Origin of the sequence: Rothia aeria (assembly GCF_016726365.1) — a bacterium.
Classification (GTDB): Bacteria; Actinomycetota; Actinomycetes; order Actinomycetales; family Micrococcaceae; genus Rothia; species Rothia aeria.
In genome coordinates, this window is sequence record NZ_CP068102.1 from 672,686 (window position 1) to 691,701 (window position 19,016).

12 protein-coding genes and 1 rRNA gene are annotated in these 19,016 nt (G+C 54.6%); 1 reads left to right on the forward strand and 12 read right to left on the reverse strand.

Going from position 1 to position 19,016, the window contains the following annotated elements:
• Nucleotides 1-296: 296 nt before the first annotated feature.
• From I6I94_RS02785 to I6I94_RS02805, 5 genes are all read right to left on the reverse strand, one after another.
• Nucleotides 297-1,822 (reverse strand): 16S ribosomal RNA (locus tag I6I94_RS02785).
• 668 nt (nt 1,823-2,490) lie between these two features.
• Complete coding sequence (gene tyrS / locus I6I94_RS02790) at nt 2,491-3,795, reverse strand: tyrosine--tRNA ligase (protein ID WP_201620850.1); 1,305 nt, start codon at nt 3,793-3,795, stop codon at nt 2,491-2,493.
• A gap of 183 nt (nt 3,796-3,978) precedes the next feature.
• Nucleotides 3,979-6,282 carry a HelD family protein gene (locus tag I6I94_RS02795; RefSeq protein ID WP_128087612.1) on the reverse strand — a complete coding sequence of 768 codons (2,304 nt, stop codon included), beginning with the start codon at nt 6,280-6,282 and terminating at the stop codon, nt 3,979-3,981.
• A gap of 138 nt (nt 6,283-6,420) precedes the next feature.
• Complete coding sequence (locus I6I94_RS02800; RefSeq protein ID WP_128087611.1) at nt 6,421-6,966, reverse strand: adenine phosphoribosyltransferase; 546 nt, start codon at nt 6,964-6,966, stop codon at nt 6,421-6,423.
• A 122-nt stretch (nt 6,967-7,088) separates the two neighbouring features.
• Nucleotides 7,089-8,759 carry an AMP-binding protein gene (locus I6I94_RS02805; RefSeq protein ID WP_236588910.1) on the reverse strand — a complete coding sequence of 557 codons (1,671 nt, stop codon included), beginning with the start codon at nt 8,757-8,759 and terminating at the stop codon, nt 7,089-7,091.
• A 250-nt stretch (nt 8,760-9,009) separates the two neighbouring features.
• Here I6I94_RS02805 and I6I94_RS02810 point away from each other — a divergent pair, with 250 nt between their 5' ends.
• On the forward strand, nt 9,010-9,426 hold the full coding sequence (locus I6I94_RS02810; protein ID WP_128087610.1) for an ankyrin repeat domain-containing protein: 417 nt from the start codon (nt 9,010-9,012) through the stop codon (nt 9,424-9,426).
• A 107-nt stretch (nt 9,427-9,533) separates the two neighbouring features.
• Here the strand turns inward: I6I94_RS02810 and I6I94_RS02815 are convergent, their stop codons facing one another.
• From I6I94_RS02815 to efeO, 7 genes are all read right to left on the reverse strand, one after another.
• Nucleotides 9,534-10,019: an arginine repressor gene (locus tag I6I94_RS02815; protein WP_023132807.1), complete on the reverse strand. Its 486-nt coding sequence runs from the start codon at nt 10,017-10,019 to the stop codon at nt 9,534-9,536.
• Nucleotides 10,020-10,347: 328 nt separating this feature from the next.
• The gene (locus tag I6I94_RS02820) at nt 10,348-11,124 is read right to left on the reverse strand and encodes a hypothetical protein (protein WP_006888977.1); all 777 of its coding nucleotides are present in this window, start codon (nt 11,122-11,124) and stop codon (nt 10,348-10,350) included.
• A gap of 207 nt (nt 11,125-11,331) precedes the next feature.
• Entirely contained in the window at nt 11,332-13,884 is a 2,553-nt protein-coding gene (gene pheT, locus I6I94_RS02825; RefSeq protein ID WP_201620851.1) for a phenylalanine--tRNA ligase subunit beta, read from the reverse strand.
• Between the two features lie 4 nt (nt 13,885-13,888).
• Nucleotides 13,889-15,016: a phenylalanine--tRNA ligase subunit alpha gene (pheS, locus tag I6I94_RS02830; RefSeq protein WP_128087607.1), complete on the reverse strand. Its 1,128-nt coding sequence runs from the start codon at nt 15,014-15,016 to the stop codon at nt 13,889-13,891.
• A gap of 232 nt (nt 15,017-15,248) precedes the next feature.
• Nucleotides 15,249-15,770, reverse strand: coding sequence for an ABC transporter ATPase (locus tag I6I94_RS02835; RefSeq protein WP_236588911.1), 522 nt, complete (start codon nt 15,768-15,770; stop codon nt 15,249-15,251).
• A 296-nt stretch (nt 15,771-16,066) separates the two neighbouring features.
• Nucleotides 16,067-17,383 (reverse strand): iron uptake transporter deferrochelatase/peroxidase subunit, encoded by a 1,317-nt coding sequence (efeB, locus tag I6I94_RS02840; RefSeq protein WP_128087606.1) that lies wholly within the window; start codon nt 17,381-17,383, stop codon nt 16,067-16,069.
• Nucleotides 17,384-17,541: 158 nt separating this feature from the next.
• Nucleotides 17,542-18,993: an iron uptake system protein EfeO gene (gene efeO, locus I6I94_RS02845; RefSeq protein WP_201620852.1), complete on the reverse strand. Its 1,452-nt coding sequence runs from the start codon at nt 18,991-18,993 to the stop codon at nt 17,542-17,544.
• Between the last annotated feature and the right edge of the window lie 23 nt (nt 18,994-19,016).

The window sequence follows — 19,016 nt, forward strand, 5'->3', positions numbered from 1 at the left end:
AAACTCACCACACACCCACACACAAAACAGGCGGGTGCACAGCACAGCTTCCAGAAGATGCTCGCGTCCACTATACAGTTCTCAAACAACAAACCACACCACCACCAGCACCAGAGAAAACCCCCAGCACCAGCACCAGCCAGTCACACAGACCACACAGCGTGCAGCCCGAAAACCCAACAGCGCACCTCAATGGCCCCACCACAAACCAGGAAACATGACATTCCACCCATGAGCAAACCACCCATCCGACACTCGCAGATGGCATGGCCAACCAATATAGTTGAGCTCCTTAGAAAGGAGGTGATCCAGCCGCACCTTCCGGTACGGCTACCTTGTTACGACTTAGTCCCAATCGCCAATCCCACCTTCGACGGCTCCCCCCACAAGGGTTAGGCCACCGGCTTCGGGTGTTACCAACTTTCGTGACTTGACGGGCGGTGTGTACAAGGCCCGGGAACGTATTCACCGCAGCGTTGCTGATCTGCGATTACTAGCGACTCCGACTTCATGGGGTCGAGTTGCAGACCCCAATCCGAACTGAGACCGGCTTTAAGGGATTAGCTCCACCTCACAGTATCGCAACCCTCTGTACCGGCCATTGTAGCATGCGTGAAGCCCAAGACATAAGGGGCATGATGATTTGACGTCATCCCCACCTTCCTCCGAGTTGACCCCGGCAGTCTCCTATGAGTCCCCGGCCGAACCGCTGGCAACATAGAACGAGGGTTGCGCTCGTTGCGGGACTTAACCCAACATCTCACGACACGAGCTGACGACAACCATGCACCACCTGTACACCAGCCCCGAAGGGAAACGCCATCTCTGACGCGATCTAATGCATGTCAAGCCTTGGTAAGGTTCTTCGCGTTGCATCGAATTAATCCGCATGCTCCGCCGCTTGTGCGGGCCCCCGTCAATTCCTTTGAGTTTTAGCCTTGCGGCCGTACTCCCCAGGCGGGGCACTTAATGCGTTAGCTACGGCGCGGAAAACGTGGAATGTCCCCCACACCTAGTGCCCAACGTTTACGGCATGGACTACCAGGGTATCTAATCCTGTTCGCTCCCCATGCTTTCGCTTCTCAGCGTCAGTTACAGCCCAGAGACCTGCCTTCGCCATCGGTGTTCCTCCTGATATCTGTGCATTCCACCGCTACACCAGGAATTCCAGTCTCCCCTACTGCACTCTAGTTAGCCCGTACCCACTGCAAAACCGGAGTTAAGCCCCGGCCTTTCACAGCAGACGCGACCAACCGCCTACAAGCTCTTTACGCCCAATAATTCCGGACAACGCTCGCGCCCTACGTATTACCGCGGCTGCTGGCACGTAGTTAGCCGGCGCTTTCTCTGCACCTACCGTCACTTTCGCTTCTTCGATGCTAACAGAGGTTTACAACCCGAAGGCCGTCATCCCTCACGCGGCGTCGCTGCATCAGGCTTGCGCCCATTGTGCAATATTCCCCACTGCTGCCTCCCGTAGGAGTCTGGGCCGTGTCTCAGTCCCAGTGTGGCCGGTCACCCTCTCAGGCCGGCTACCCGTCGTCGCCTTGGTAAGCCATTACCTCACCAACAAGCTGATAGGCCGTGAGCCCATCTAAAACCACTCCATAACGCTTTCCACCAACACCCCATGCAGAGATTGGTCGTATCCGGTATTAGACCCAGTTTCCCAGGCTTATCCCAGAGTCAAAGGTAGGTCACTCACGTATTACTCACCCGTTCGCCACTAATCCACGGTGCAAGCACCGCTTCATCGTTCGACTTGCATGTGTTAAGCACGCCGCCAGCGTTCGTCCTGAGCCAGGATCAAACTCTCCGTTACAAAACAAAAAGCCTGACAACCCGATCTCAAACACCAACACAAACCGTACACGGGGGTGCACGATCCACGCTGACACAATTGAAACCACAAACGGTCATCAATCAAAAAATAAATAAAATAATTGGTATCACATTTCCAAACAAAAACAATTTGCTCGAAACCAAAAAAGCACACTATTGAGTTCTCAAACAACACACCACCCCAGGACACCACCACACACCCACAACAGGCACGCAGAAGCCCCCCAGACAGTCATCATTCAGAGCCAACCACAACATCAACAGCACCCCTTCAGGGCCCCTCGCCGCGGCGACTCATACAACTATACACACCCCCCACACAACACGCAACCCGGATTAGAGTGTTCTGCAACACAAATATGCCTGTATTGGGGGGTAAACAAGCTATACGGAGGCCCGCACACCTCAGAGTTCCTTGAAAACACGCGGAACTGCTGGCCTGTTGGACCGTTAAAAATTCTCACAAAAATTTTTCAGCACTCTGGTATCTGGGTGCGGCAGGGCCCTTCCCTAAGGGTAATTACCGGTATGGCAGCGCATTCGCGCCTATGGCGTCTTCACCCACGTTTTACCCGCGGCAGTAAAAAGAAGGGGGTTTACTGCACAAGCTGTGCAGTAAACCCCCTTCAATGTCTACAGTCAAAATCTCTATACGACCGTAATAGCACCCTGGTTTTTCTTACCACGACGCACAATCGCGTACTTACCGTGAAGCAACTGCTCAGCTGTAATCACGGCCCCCTCCCCCTGAACCTTCGCCCCGTTAACCGAGGCGCCGCCTTCTTTCAAAATGCGGCGTGCTTCAGATTTGGAAGAAGCAAAACCAAGCTCCGTAAGCACCGTAATCAAATCCAGCTGATCTGAAGAGAGCTCAACTGAAGGCAGTTCACTCATCACCGCTTGAAGAGTGCTTTCATCCAAAGCCGCAAAATCACCTTTACCAAAAAGAGCTTCCGAAGCCGCAATAGCCTGATGTGTAGCCTCAACACCATGCACAAGAGCTGTCACCTCATAGGCGAGTCGTTTCTGAGCCTCACGTTTATACGCTTCCGTTTCAACCTTATGCTCGTATTCGCCAATCTCGGCACGAGTCAAGAAAGTAAAGACCTTCAAACGGTCCACCACATCAGCATCAGCGGTATTAAGCCAGAACTGGTAGAAGGCATAGGGTGAGCACATCTGAGGATTCAGCCAAATTGCGTTGCCTTCGCTCTTACCAAACTTCGTGCCATCGGAATTGGTAATCAGTGGAGTTCCAATAGCGTGAACGGTTTTACCCTCAACCTTACGAATCAGCTCAGTACCGCTGGTGAGATTACCCCACTGATCAGAGCCACCGGTTTGCAGGGCACACCCGTACTGACGATTAAGCTCAAGGTAATCCAGCCCCTGCAAAATCTGGTATGAAAACTCGGTGTAAGAAATACCCTCTTCTGAGTTCAGGCGTTTAGCAACGATTTCCTTCTTCACCATAGTTCCCACACGGAAATGCTTACCAACATCACGCAAGAAATCAATAGCGGAAAGCTGCCCGCCCCAGTCCAAGTTATTCACCATCCGGGCGCCGTTCTCTCCCTCAAACGAGAGAAACCGCTCAATCTGGGAACGCAACGAATCAACCCACCCAGCAACAACTTCACGGGAATTAAGCACACGCTCTGACGTCTGACGAGGATCACCAATCAATCCCGTAAAACCACCCACCAAACCAATCGGCTTATGCCCGGCAAGCTGCAAACGACGCATCACCAATAGCTGCACGAGGTGCCCCAGATGCAAAGACGCGGCGGTAGGATCGTAACCGGTATAGAACGTTACAGTCTCGCTGCTCAGCGCTTTCTCCAGCGCCTCCTCATCAGTGCTCACGTGCACAAGACCGCGCCACTTGAGCTCCTGCCAAATGTTCTCAAAAGTATCGTCATTATGCTGCGCATTGAGGATGTCGGCAGACATGGTTCTCCGTTTCATACGGGTCGAGGTTGCGTGCCGCAGGTAGCGGATGCAACACAAGAGGATTTACACAGGGTTAAGCCTAGCAGGTAGCAACCGAGCACGCGCTTTCTCAACATCCCGCTTACCCAGCCTCACAGCTGCTGCTACGCGCAGACTTTTAAGCAGTTCAGACCCAAGCGGGTTCTATTCAAGCCCCTCAGGCATACGATCACCTACCAGATGCAAACGCTGAGTGGGCCGAGTCATCGACACATATAAATCCCCCACAGCCCCGAGCGCATCATCAATAAGACGCTGCGGCTCAACAATAACCACAACATCAAATTCAAGCCCCTTTGCCTCCCACGGGGTGAGCACTAGAACCTGATTCTCAAGAGCGTCCTGCGCGGTACCGGTACGCCCGGCGTGTGCCCGCCCCACAGCCTGTGCCACCGCAATATACTCATCTGGTGGGCAGATAACCCCAATCAGTGCCCCGCCGCTGTGCTCAACCTCGCGGTTCACAACAGACACCGTCTCAGCCACCACACGCTCCGCAGGAACATGGTGAACCTGCGGCCCCCAGTCACCCTGACGCACTGCACGCGGGGCTGACACCTCATAACCAGCCGATCGGGCCACAGCAACAGCAGCATCAGAAATCTGTGCCGGGGTGCGGTAGTTAATCGTCAGCTCATCAAGCGTAAAACGCTCCCCCACAAATGGCTCAAGTGCCTGTTCCCAGGAAGAAGCCGCGGCTGCTGAAGAAGCCTGAGCAATATCCCCCACTACCGTCAAAGACTTCATGGGGCACCGGCGCATTAGCAGACGCCACTGCATGGGTGAAAGTTCCTGAGCCTCATCCACCACAATATGCCCATACGCCCACGTACGATCAGATTGGGCCGCAGCCGCAGCTGTCATGCGCTCACGCACAGTCTCATTCATCGCTGCAATCTGCTCCGCAGTGACCACTCCGTCAGCCCCGACATCGGCAAGAGACTGATGCACATTCTCCAGTGCCTTAGCGGCGTTCTCCAGGTTCGCCTGATGCTCAGCCGCCGCGCGAGCCGCCGCCGCTGCGCCTGTCACCTTCGAAAAATCGCCCAGCAGTTCGGCTGCTTCATCCAGCAGCGGCACATCCGCCTCGGTGAAAGGAGCATCAGCCTCACGTGCTAGAAGGGCCCGCTCCTGTTCCGTAAAATCAGGTGTCGCAGATATCAGATAGTGCTGTTTCGAAAAAAGAGAACGCACCAACGTTTCGGGAGAAAGCGGCATCCACGCCAGATTAAGGGCACGGCGCACATCCAAACTGCCGCGCACATCATCCTGCAAATATGGGCGTTCCACTACCCTGCCCGCCGCCTTATTCAACTGCTCATCCAATGCAGTGGTCAGCTCACGAAGCAGTATTTTTACGAATGTCTCACGTGCCTCATTATGCGGCTTACCTGTGGCCCTAGCCCGAGCACGGGCAGAACGCACCATCTCAGGAGTCAGCTCAACATCAGTACCCTCAACGTTAAGCTGCTGCGCCTCTTGCGGCACCTTCTGCCGATCAGCAACCGCACGCTCAATCACTTTCACCATACGCAGCTCACCTTTTAAAGCAGCAGCTTTACGGCTCTTCTCGGCCACAGCCTGTAAGCCCGGGTACAAGGTCGCCAACGATGCCATCACCACGCCTGTCTCCCCCAAGGAAGGCAGCACACGTTCGATATACCACATAAACGAATTCGAGGGGCCCACTACCAGCACGCCTGCCTTAGCGAGACGCTCACGATTCGTGTATAGCAGGTATGCGGCACGATGCAGAGCAACTGCCGTTTTACCTGTTCCCGGCCCGCCCTGCACCACGCGCACGCCCGCCAGGTCCGAGCGGATAATCGCATCCTGCTCAGCCTGAATAGTCGCCACAATATCATTCATGCGCCCCGTACGCTTCTGATTGAGCGCAGCCAGCAGTGCACCCTCGCCATGTAACTCACCTGAATCCTGCAGCATGGCTGGGTCAAATACTTCATCTTCAAGGTTCACCACGGTGCGGCCTTCAAGCATGAGATGGCGACGACGACGCACCCCCATTGGTGTGAACGCTGTTGCCTGGTAAAAAGTTCCCGCTTCCGGGGCACGCCAATCCATTAACAGGCGGTTCTGCTGCTCATCAGTAATCCCCAGCCGCCCAATATAGCGGGTCACATCCTCGCCCCCGCGGCTCATATCTAAACGACCAAACGCCAACCGCGCATCTACCGCGTTAAGCTGCGCTAGACGGTCCTCATAGTGGGCCGCAAATGAGTCCCGTTCCGACCGGTTCTGGTGCCCACCCACTGCCTGGTTTTTCCGCACCTGCGCGAGCTTCTGCTCAGTCTCTTGCCGCAAAGTATCAAGACGAGAATACAGGCGTGAAACATAGTCACGCTCAAGGTTGAGCTGCTCCGCGAAAACCCGCTCCCTGCGGCGTTCCGCCTCTTCTACATTCGCGTACTGCTGGTCATCTGCGGACAAATGCGGCTCCTTAGAACAGTAATACCGCCCGGGCGAGAACCGCCGGGCGGTATCGAAAATACGGTGAACTATTTTACAGGGTTCACACAGGAGTGGGAAACTTACCCTAAGCTAAAACCCAAAAATGTGAGTGAAGAATTACTCAGTGACCGCGCTAAGGCTCTCAACATGGTACGACTCAAGCGCGGTACGACCGCCCAAGCCATCAAGCTCAAGGAGCACACCAATACCAGCCACCTGCAGCTGTGCCCGCTCCACCAGCTTCGCTGCAGCTACCAGGGTACCTCCGGTGGCTAAAATATCATCCAATAAAAGCACCCGAGTACCCGTTGGGAAATCATTGCAGTGAATCTCAACGGCCGCCGTACCATACTCTAGGGAGTACTCTTCGCGGAATGTCTCGCGCGGCAGTTTACCTGCCTTACGCACCGTCATAATCCCTTTACCCGTGGCGTAGGCAAGCGCTGATGCTAACAAAAAACCACGCGCCTCAACACCGGCCACCACATCATAGGTACCTTCAAACCGGCGGGCCAACTCATCAATGCATTGTTTGAATACCTCGGCATTGGCAAAAAGCGTGGTCACATCGTAGAAAAGGATACCCTCGTGCGGATAATTCTCAATGGTTGTGCACGCATCAGGTACGATCTGCTGCATGGGGGCAGGCTCGGTGACGCTCATATATCTCGCTTTCCGGTGGCGGATGCTGTGCATCCAAGGTGTCTGTGCAACCCCATTTAGTCGGGGGGCATGGTGCTAATGTAGCCTACAGAATTCTACTCTGTTTTAGCGGCACCTCGCTTTTATTCGGTGAGTCCCAAGGCGGCCCGCAACTCACGTTTGAGTATTTTACCGGTTGGCCCTAACGGTAACTCGTTCACAAAAAGGTAGCGGCGTGGGTGCTTATACGCTGCTAAGTGGGTGCGGGCCAAGCTGTCTAACTCATGTTCCAGATGAGAGGTATTTGTGGCCTCACGCGGAAGAATGACCGCTAGGATTTCTTCTCCCACCCGCTCGTCGGGGACTCCCACCACGGCGGCGGTACGCACTTGAGGGTGCGCGTAGAGCACATCTTCAATTTCTCGCGGGTACACTGAGTAACCGTTGCGCAGCACCATATCTTTAATACGGTCAAGAATATAAATATTGTTATCTGCGTCGATACTGGCAATATCGCCGGAGGCGAACCACGAACCGTCGAAAGCCTGTTCTGTGGCTTCTGGGTTTTCCCAGTACCCTGCCATCACGTTTTCTCCCGAGATCCAGAGCTGCCCGGCCTCTCCGGTGGGCGCTGGGGTTCCGTCCTGCTTGCGTACCTGTATCCGCACCCCGGGCAGCACACGCCCCACCGACCCGATTATCAGGCCAAACTGCGACCGATTAAAGCAGACCACCGGCGACGTTTCGCTCAGTCCGTACCCCTCATAGATGGGGCAGGAGATCAGTTTCTCAAATCTCCGATGCGCCGGTTCCGGCAGAGGTGACCCACCGGATATACCGAAACGGATACGCCCCCTCAAGCACGCTGAGCTTTCGGGATTAGACTCAAGAACATCGGCGAGCGCTAGGTACATGCTGGGTACCGCCGCGAGTACGCTCACGTGGGCCTGCTCAATGAGATACAGCGCGTCAGTGGGAGTGAACCGAGGCAAAAGGGCAACGGCGGCTCCTGCACTAAATGTGGCGTTCATGGACACGGTTTGTCCGAAGGCATGAAAAAGCGGCAGCCCACCAAAGATGATGTCTGCGTTAGTGAACTCGAAAACCTCCGCGCAGCTATGTGCGTTACTGAGGATATTTGCGTGAGTTAAAGTGGCACCTTTAGGCTTTCCGGTGGTTCCTGAGGTGTAGAGGATAAGCGCGGGATCTGCCCCACAGACCGGTAATGGAGTGAGTACCGCTTGGGTGCTATCAGGTGGGCTCATATGAAAAGGAGCGAAACAGGTTTCTGGGCCTTGGCCTGTGACCGCGCGAAGTATTTCAAGGCGCAGAGTGCCTCGCTCAATGTGGGGAATACGTGGGGCTTCTTCGGCTAGCCTTGTGCCCTCCCAGGCGAAGAGGACTTTTGCTGTGCTGTCTTGAATGTGGTGTTCCAGCTCGGCCGCGCTCAGTAACGGATTCAGCGGTACACAGATAGCGCCTGCGGCAAGGACACCATAGTAGATAGCGGGCATAAGGGGAACGTTGGGAAGTGAAAGTGCGACGCGGTCGCCTTCACGTACACCAATACCCTGCAGGTAGTCTTGTACGCGGGCGGCTGCCTGAGCTAGTTCACGGTAGCTAATATGGGTTACCCCACCGGCAGCGCTGGGGACAATGAGTGCCGTGTCGTTATTGTGGGCTTTGTCGGCTAAAAGGGCAGCGATATTATTGCGTGGCTGTGGCACGACTGTGGGAAGGTGCGTGTGTGAGTCTTTCCGCGTCTCGGCGGGTGCAGCGAAGTGTTGTTGGTGTTGGGGTTCGCTAGTTGGCATGTAATGTCCTTGCGGGCAGGGGTCATGAGATGCGCCTGATGGGGGTGCATAAGATAGTGCAGCACGTTCTCACTATTTTAGTCCTTTACATGGCTCGTTTGGGAGGCTGCGGCTGGCCCCGAGACACCTCCCCGTTCTTCTTATTATGATAAAATCATTTTTCAATATTTTTAGTAATTCACAATAAGTACTTTGAGCGCAGACTCCCCCGTACCACACCGATAAATCGCCCTATTAGGGAAGAGAAACCATGAACACACAAATACCCCAACCTTCTCAAGATACACACCTCACCAGTCAAGACCTTGATTTTCTCAACTCAATCTTTGACCTTGTGCGCGACAATAAGCCCCTAGCGCTCACCTCACTCCTTGACCAAGGTATACCCGTGAATCTCACCAACTCTAACGGCGATACCCTACTTATTCTCGCCGCCTACCACGAACACGAAGACATGGTACGCATCCTCATTGATGCCGGAGCTGATCTGAACCGCCTCAACGACAGGGGACAAACCGCGCTTGTATGCGCCGTATTCCGCGATAATGAGCCCATCGCACAGGCGCTGCTAAAAGCAGGTGCTGACCCTCACCTCGGCACACAAACCCCTGCCCAGGTGGCACAGTTCTTTGATCTGCCAAGCATGCAGAAGCTACTTGCTAATTAGACTGTTCATAAGAAGAGCCAGTCCCTCAAAGTGCACCGGAGCCGCCGAACACCCATTGTTCGGCGGCTCCGCTGATACTACTAGCTCTCTACCTGAAACTCTTAAAGCTACTGACCTGCCGACCAGGCAAGGAAGCTTTCAGCAAGTTCCTGACCGCCCGAGGGGTCACGTGTTACCACCATAACGGTATCGTCCCCAGCGATGGTCCCTAAAATAGCTTCTAAACCGCTCTGATCAATGGAGGAAGCCAAAAACTGTGCCGCCCCCGGTGGTGTACGAAGGATAGTTGTATTACCAGATCCTTCAGCTGTAATCAGCAGTTCTTTGAACAGAGAAATCATACGCGCATCCGGGGTTTCTCCCCCACCGCGCCGGGCAGGGTAATTCGGAACTGCGTAAATTAGCCCGGAGCCTTCATCACGGATGCGCTCGGCACCGATCTCAACAAGGTCACGGGATAGAGTAGCTTGGGTGACTTTCATACCATCATCAATGAGGTACTGCGCCAATTCGGCCTGAGAACGTACGCGTCGGGTTTGCAGCAGCTCAACGATGCGAGCCTGACGCGCGATTTTGGTCGAGGGGAAAGGCATGTCTCTTCTTCTTCCTTCGGTCATTATCGTGGAGGTACAGCCGTCGGAACACCGGAAGGTTACCGGGCGGCAAAATCTCCTCCATAAAGATAATACACGCACACATAAATATTCGCTCAAAATAGGTATTATGCGAAGAATAATTTAAAAAGATTTAGGGTGAAAAACTCAAATATTTTCTATTTTCTCCTTGTCAATCCACACTAACAAAATTTATGTGTTATTCACCACCATTATTGATAGGGGTAACGAAAAGAGACGGATATCAGCGGCATTCAACAGCCGCAGATACCCGCCTCTAAAACTCAATATGAGCCAACTCTAAAGGTTAATCGAGTTCAAGATCTTCTTCACCCTCATATTCACTTTCAAGAGCTTGCTGTCGAGCGCGTCGAGTCAAAATAACACCCACATAACCGCCACCAATGAGAACAAGCAAAGCACCAATAAAGCTGGCCCACCCAATCAGTTTCTGTCGGCCCACGGTACCCTCATCTACTTCATGCAGGCTGCCCTTTTCACCAGTGCGAATTACCTCAAGCTGGTTATCTCCAGTTTCGACCAACAACGCGCTCACTTCACGCGGGAAGTCAGAGGAAACCATACCGGTCTGAGAGCCACGGAATTCAATCTCCTCACCCCGGCTTACTTTCTGACGGTCTTTCAGATTCGAACGATATGTTTTCCCATCAATACGCTCATCAACCGGCAAAGTGCCCTTATAACGGGCCACATTATCTTTCGTTTCCAGGTCGGGGGTAACATCGACAAAAGAACCCTCTATCACCCACGTTTTACCGGTAATACCGGTATCCTGCTGCGCCGCAAACAACGCCCGACCACCCACAACGCACAGAGCAACAGCCAGGATAAGAGCCGCAACAACACTCAGCACCGCGCCCCAGCTCACGCTAGCGCGGTTCTCTGAATATTCCTCGTATTCCTCATCCCCGTGCATCTCGAAGAATTCCGAGTCTACTTCCTCGACTTCATCATCCTCATCAAAAAAATCTTCGTCAACGACTTCTTCGCCGCCGTCGATATCTTCGATGTATTCGCCGTCTACTTCGTCGTATTCTTCGTGCTCGTATTCTCGTTCAGCCATGAATGTGTCTCCTAGTATTTTCTCTACGGTCTAGGGTACCGGTCTACAACGCATTTGAGAAAGCCGACGCGGCCCAAAACTTTAATTCCATCAAAGGTATAAATTATGCATATCTAACAACAAATATACGTTGTAACGACCCTGCACCAGACAATGGGGCGGGCGAGCAACCGCTCCCCCGCCCCGTCAGCAGCACCGAAATCAGTCCTATACGCGCGCTACAGCACCGAAACGTTCCGTCGCAACAGCTACCGCCGCCTCACGGGACGCACTTGCCTCTTCAGCCGTTAGGGTGCGGTCAGGAGCGCGGAACCGAAGCGCAAATGCTAAGGACTTCTTCCCCGGCTCAATACCCGCACCGCGGTAATCGTCAAACACCCTAATATCCTCCAAAAGCTCGCCAGCGCCCTCACGCAGCGCACGAGAAACCTCGGCGACAGGTACCGACGCATCCACCAGCAGAGCAACGTCCTGGGTGGCGGCGGGGAAGCCGTATATCGGGGCTGCCTGCGGCGCAGGGGCTTTCACATCCAATAGGGCAGTGAAATCCAGCTCGAACGCACAGGTACGTTCAGGTAAGTTCTCAGTCTGCAAAAGCTTAGGATGAAGCTCACCAGCAAACCCGACCGTCTCGCCTTCAACGGTGCACAGGCGCGCAGTACGCCCTGGATGGAACGCCTGGTGTGTGCCCTGCACGATCACCAGTTCCACGCCCACAGCATCAGCAATCAGACGCACCGCATCCAATGCATCGCGCCAATCATAGGGGCGTGCCTGCGTGCCTGGCATCGGGTCGTGTTCAGCGCCGGTGAACAAGCCACCCATATGAATTGGTTGTTCGGGAATACCGGCGTTTAGCTCAGCCAACACTTCATCACTGGGGCGCTGCCCCAAGGGCGGTTTCAATGCCGAGCCGTGCTGGGGGCGCGGAATAAACACACGTCCAGCCTCGAAAATCGCCAGGTTCTTAAACCCACGCGAAAGATTACGCTTCAGCACCCCTACCAGCCCCGGCAGCAGCGAGCGGCGCATCCACCCCTGCGCTGAAGAAATCGGGTTTACCAGACGCACCGAAGCGACCTGCTCCCCCGCCACAGGTGCAACCCAGCGGGCGTTTTCATCCGCTGAAACAAACGGGTACGCAAAAACTTCAGTCATACCGGACGCGGCAAGTGCGTCCACAACACGGCGGCGCATCGACTGCTCGGGGGTGTACCCGCGCCCGGCTGGTGCCACCGGCAAAGACGAAGGAATCTTATCGTACCCGTCGATCCGGGCGATCTCCTCCGTCAAGTCCTCTTTCGCCAGCAGGTCGGTACGCCACGAAGGAACCGTCACAGAATAACCGTTCCCAGTTTTTTCAACGTCGCACCCGATCTCACTCAGGCACGCAACAATCTGCTCCTGTGAGTAGTCCACACCGATACGGCCAGCGGTGTACCCGGAAGGCAGATCAATTACTACGGGGTGATACGGCAGAGCCGCATCGGTCACCCCAGCATCAGCTGTACCACCGGCCAGCTGAGTCAGTAGCTCGACCGCCCGCTGCGCTGCCGCCTGCTGAATCTGTGGGTCTACCCCACGCTCAAACCGCTTCGAAGCCTCAGAAATCAGCTTATGGCGGCGGGCAGTACGCGCAATAGATACTTCATCGAAACGCGCCGCTTCAATCAGAATATTCTTCGTCTCAGCCGTAACCTCGGTAGAAGCACCGCCCATGACACCAGCAAGACCGATAACGCCGGAATCATCGGTAATCACGATGTCCTCTGGATGCAGATCGCGTTCAACGCCGTCCAAAGTCGTCAGCTTCTCCCCTGCGACTGCTCGGCGCACCACGATTTCTCCCTGTACCTTATCGGCATCATAGAAGTGCAACGGCTGACCGGTCTCAAGCATCACGTAATTGGAAATATCTACCGGCAGCGAGATAGAACGCACGCCCGCTAAACGCAAACGCGAAGCCATCCACGTGGGTACCGGCGCGGTCGCATCCACACCATTAACCCGGCGCATGACGAAGCGTATGGTTGCAGGGTTCTCGTGAATTGGTGCAGAATCTTCCAGGCGTACCGGAATGCCTTCGGAGTTCGCTTTGGGGGCGCGAGCGCCGTATTCCAGAACAAAATCGTTGAAAGAAGTTCCGGTCGCATGCGCGTATTCACGGGCAATACCGCGAATCGAAAACGCATATCCGCGATCAGGAGTCACATTAACCTCGGCTGCTTCGTCATACAGACCCAAAAGCTCCAGCGCATCTGACCCAAGTTCCGGATCGAGTCCCAGGGTGGAGAGCACCAAAATACCCCCGTGGTCCTCACCAATACCCAGCTCGCGGGTGGAGGCAATCATACCAGCAGACTTGTGCCCATAGGTTTTACGGGCGGTAATAGCGAAATTTCCGGGTAGGACGGCACCGGGGAGGGTCACCACAACTTTGTCGCCGACCTTGAAGTTGTGGGCGCCACAGATAATGCCCTGCACACCGGATTCTTCGATACCTTTACCGGTGAGAGTCTGCTGCTGCCCCTCAGGAACAACACGCACCTGGCACCAGTTCACAGTCTTACCGTTAGAATGCGTCTCAGGTTCTATCGAGAGCACCTGACCGACCACAATAGGGCCAGAGATCTCATCGGCCGGACGGTGCACAGCCTCCTCTTCCAGCCCAACCTTCACGAGGGTGTCCAGTACGTCTTCAGCCGTCGCGTCCTCAGGAACAGGCGCGAACTCACGCAACCATGATAGGGGTACTCGCATTGTTTTAAATCTCCATCCCGAACTGCTCAGAGAAACGAATGTCGCCCTCAATCATGTCATGCATATCGGGGACGTTATTACGGAACATAAGGGTACGTTCAATACCCATGCCGAAGGCGAACCCCGAATATATTTCGGGGTCGATCCCGGCCGCACGCAACACATTGGGGTTTACCATGCCGCAACCGCCCCATTCAATCCATTGCGGGCCACCCTTGGCGTTCGGGTGCCACAAATCTAGCTCAGCGGAAGGCTCGGTGAAGGGAAAGAAGTTCGGGCGCAAACGAATCCTAGCTTCCTCACCAAACATGGCGCGGGCCATATACTCCAGAGTGCCTTTCATATCAGCCATCGTCAGGCCTTTATCAACCGCAAGCCCCTCAATCTGATGGAATACGGGTGTGTGTGTGGCGTCCAGCTCATCTGTACGGTACACCTGACCGGGGCACACAACGTATAACGGCAGCTCACGGGTAAGCATGGCGCGCATCTGCACCGGGGAGGTGTGGGTGCGCAGTACCAAATGTGCCTCTCGTGGCTCGATATAGAAGGTGTCTTGCATATCGCGTGCCGGGTGGTCAGGCTTAATATTCAGGGCATCAAAGTTGTACCACTCAGATTCCAGCTCCGGCCCATCAGCGACTTCCCAGCCCATACCTACGAAGATATCGGTGAGTTTTTCCTGCATGAGCGCCACAGGATGCCGCCCACCCAGCGAACGCCGCGCTGAAGCCGCTGTCACATCAACTGCTTCTTCCTCTAGGATGCGCGCCTCGCGCTCGGCCTCCAGTTCAGCAGTACGCGCCTCAATAGCCTCGGTGAGCGCCGCACGTGCCTGCCCCAGCAGTTTCCCCACGGGTCCCTTGTGCTGATTCTGAAGGTCACGCATTTGCTTGTTTGCCAAGCTCATGCTCCCCTTATCACCGAAAAAGCCTAGGCGCACCGTTTTAAGCGATTCAAAATCTTTGGCACGTTCGCGGAGGGCGGTCAGTGCGCGCTCGCGCTCAGCGTCAAAGGCGGCGCGCACAATCTCAAGCCCACTTTCGGGGTTTTCATTGAGAATCTGTGCGATGCTGGCGAGGGTATGCGCCGATTCAGGCACGTTCTCGGTCTCCTGCACGGGATCGGTCATTGCTACTCTTCTCTGCGTTCTTCCTGAGGTTAGGGGCGCACCCTACAAGTTTGAGGGGCCTGCCCATCCTTACTATTTTAGTGCAGTTGGAGGGCTCTTTCACCGTTTGCCCCTCTCACGTTTCTGCTTTGCAGCACGAAGAGTACATATAGGAACCGGCCGCATCCCAGTTGGCGGGGTGCGGCCGGTTTTGCAGGCTACTTTCGCGGTGCAGCCGAAAAGTTACGGAAACCTACTTGAGAGCAGCTTTCACTGCCGGGTCGAAAGCGGCGCGAATCCACAGAACATTGGCAATAAACCAGCCAGCGTAGAGCGGCACAAAACCGTAGCGTTGAGTATCAAGAATGTTACCTAGAAGGGACATAATAGCGATCAGCCCGCCCAAAATTGCGAAGATAAGCCCAATTGTCAGGCCCAGCCGGTTACCGTTTTGCACCATGAAATAGACGGTGAGATAAACGGCAGCCGAAACAACAAGCAACCCAATGCCGCCAGCAACCCCGAATTCAGGCAGTCCCTCAAGAGGTTTAGCGTTACCCGGCGCAAATGCCGAGATGAGCCCATGAATAAAACAGATAATCGCCGACACAATCATAATTTCTTGTAGACGAAGAATTTTAGGATGTTTAGAAGGCAGATTAAAAAGGTTGCTTGCAGAGTCTCCGCCTTCTTGAATATAAATGGCTTGCGTATCAGAAGGAACGGCGTCGCTCCTAAAATTCTGCGGGTCGTACGAGGGGGGTTGAGCAGTCATCATTGTCTCCCATATGTATGTGATTTTTAACTCAATAGTACCGTTGGCGGTGTGGCAGTCAAATTAGACGCGCACCGCCGAAGGTTTTCAGCCGAACATCACAATAAACCGCGCCGCCAAGGCATACCACATCACTGTTTTAAAATGCCTTAGTACGAAGTTCCTCCCCTTTCCCATGCCCGATAAAGTCCTGAAGAACCCAATAGTTCAGACCACGGTTATCGAAACACCGCTGACCCCTAAGCGCCCGGATACCGTCTTGGTACCGGGCGCCCATCAGAAGCATACTCAGCGGTTTAGAACAACCCAGAAGCGATAAAATCGTTCTCGTCTTTAATACCGGGAGGTACCGCAAAAACGGCGCTGCCGGTGTGTTTAAGATACTCACTGAGCGCATCGGACTGGGTCATGGTATCTAGAAGCGGGATGAAGTGGGTGCGCGGGTCACAGACGAACGCTATAAAGAACAGCCCAGCATCCAGGTGTCCAAGTCCGTCGGAGCCATCCGTGTAGTTAAACCCGCGGCGTAGCATCTGAACACCATTATTTTGGTTCGGGTGCATGAGCCGCATATGCGAATCATCGGGAATGATAGGGCCGTTTTTACCCTTCATATTGAAATCTGGGGTGGTAAATTCCTCTCCGCCTGAGAGCGGCGCGCCTGATACTTTAGTGCGCCCAATAATATCTTCTTGCTCATGCAGGCGGGACCGGTCCCACGTTTCAATAATCATGCGGATGCGGCGTGCTGCGAGGTAGGTGCCGCCGTTCATCCAGTCGGGGTTTCCCTCAGAGTTCTCGGAGGAAGCCCACACATGTTTCTTCAGCAGCTCCGGCTCTTGGATTTTGAGGTTGTTCGTACCGTCTTTGAAACCGAAAAGGTTACGTGCCGTCACCTGACTCGTAGAAGTCGATGCGGTGCGCCCAAACCCTAGCTGGCTCCAGTGCACCACGGCCCGGCCCGCAGCAATACGGATTAAATTACGGATGGCGTGGAAGGCCACCTGTGGGTCATCGGCACACGCCTGAATGCACAGGTCCCCGCCGCTGCGTTTATCGTCAAGGGCATCACCGGACATTTTAGGGATATTGACGAGCGCAGCAGGCAGCTTATCTTTAAACCCAAAACGGTCCTTATTATCCTTATCGACAAAGAACGACCGGCCGAGCCCAAAGGTGAGAGTCAGATGCGCGGCAGAAAGATCGTAGGCTTCTCCCGTGTCCTTCGGCGGGGCCTCATAAGTGGAGACATCCCCCACAACTTCACCAGCCATGAGCTTTTGGGAAGCGGCAGTCCAGTCTTTAAAAAGTTTCTTGATTTCTTCTTTATCGGTTGTTTTGAGGGTGAGAGCCACAAAGTACATACGATCCTGCACTTCGGTGGAAATGCCGCTCTGGTGCTCCCCAAAGAAAGAGTGGGTATCTTTCACCTCCTGACTCTTATTATCTTTACTGTCGTTCTGCTTCTGCTCGGTAGCGCAGCTGGCGAGTGTACCTGCTGCGGCAATACCAACAGCAGTCAGTGCGGTACCGGTTAGGAGGGCACGACGGTTAGTTCCGTGCGGTGTGGTGTCCTGATCTGTTGGGGGCACCGGGTAATTTTCTTCGCGCATGTGGTTTCTCCCTAATGGGTTTCAGTTATGGAATACGGGCCATGCGTGTGTGTTGATGCGGTGTTATCGGCTTACCCCAGCGGGGTGTGGTGTGGGATTTTCTGCACCCCGCTGGGGTCGTCAGTGCTGGCTCTGTCTAAACTGCGTACCCGTTGTAGTTACTGGGCTGAGCCTGCCGCGCTGGCGCTCGAATCGTCTGAGGTAGACCCTGCTGATGCCGAGGACCCTGCTGATGCGCCAGAGCTACCGGTAGCCGAGGCTGAACCTGATGCCCCAGCAGAAGCTGAACCTGAGGCACCCGCACTATGTGATGCCCCCGCCGAGGCTGAAGCCGATGCAGAAGCACCCGCTGATTCATTCTCGGTGGACGTGTCATTGCCGGTTTCGTCAACAACAGCAGCCGTCAGCTCGGAGAGCGGCTCAGCGAGTGCACCCACCGCGTCAGAAAGCTCACGTACCTCAGTTTCGCTGAGCTCCTTGTAGGATTTGAAGTCGTCACCGCTCTTATGCTTATCGAGCAGAGTCTGCACAGCCGCGAACTTGCTCTCAATATTCTTGGAGAGCTTGCCATTCTTCTTCTCAAGGATGGGGCGTACGTTTTCGTAGGCAACCTTAGCGCCGTCAATATTGCCTTGGAAATCGTAGAGGTCGGTGTGCGACCAGTTTTCTTCCTCACCGGTGGTCTTGGTGTGTACGATCTCGTCCAGCAGTTCTTTCGCGCCGTTGGTGATGTCATCAACCTTCAGCTCTTGCGCGAACTTCTCGGAGTGCACATGGTCGTACAGTTCTTTGGTGTCCTTGACCAGCTGGTCTGCGACTTTCTTCCGCTCATCCTGCGTGAGGGGGGTGTACTCCTTACCGTCATTCTTATCGGCCTTGGGCTGCCACAGATCCTTCTCGATCTTGTGCCAGCCGCTCCACTCGCTGATCTTGCCTTCCTGCAGGTCAGCCTCGCGGGCGTCCAGGTTCTGGTCAAGGGAGGTGCCGTACTTTTCCGCTACAGGTTCGATACGTTCGTAGTGAATGCGGGCGAGAGCGTACTTGGCTTTAGCTTCTTCGGTCTTGCCCTCTGCGTAGAGCTTTGCGAACTCTTCGGTCTTGGTTTGCAGAGACTCAACTTGGTCTTTCACATACGAGGCGTACTGGGTGGAGGCGGTATCGCGTAGCTTCTGTATGTCCTCAGCCACGGGTTTAGCGTTCTCGTTCTTGGTGACCTTAAAGTCTCCCTGAATGCCGTCACCGACCATACCCGGTTTGCAGGCGGTCTTGTAGGACCCCTCGGGCAGATCAACCACCAGCTCACGGGTGAGGTTGGGGCCGATGTTCTCGACCTCTGAGATAATGCGCAATCCGTCAGAACCAAGCACATAGAACTCAGTAACCTTGGTACCTTCGTTCTTGACCTTAAAGGTAACCTTACCGGCCTTGGTTTCGGTGGTTGATAGTTTGCAGGCGGTATCAGTTGAGGTAACAGAAATATTACCGTCGTTTGAGGTGCCGCCTGAGGAGTTCGAGGAACTAGCATTATTCTTCGGGTTGTCGGTGCAACCAGTCAGCAGGATGGCGCTAACCGACAGCAGGGCGCCTGCGGAAACAAGTGACTTTCGCATAGTGTGTTTTCCTTTGTTTGGGG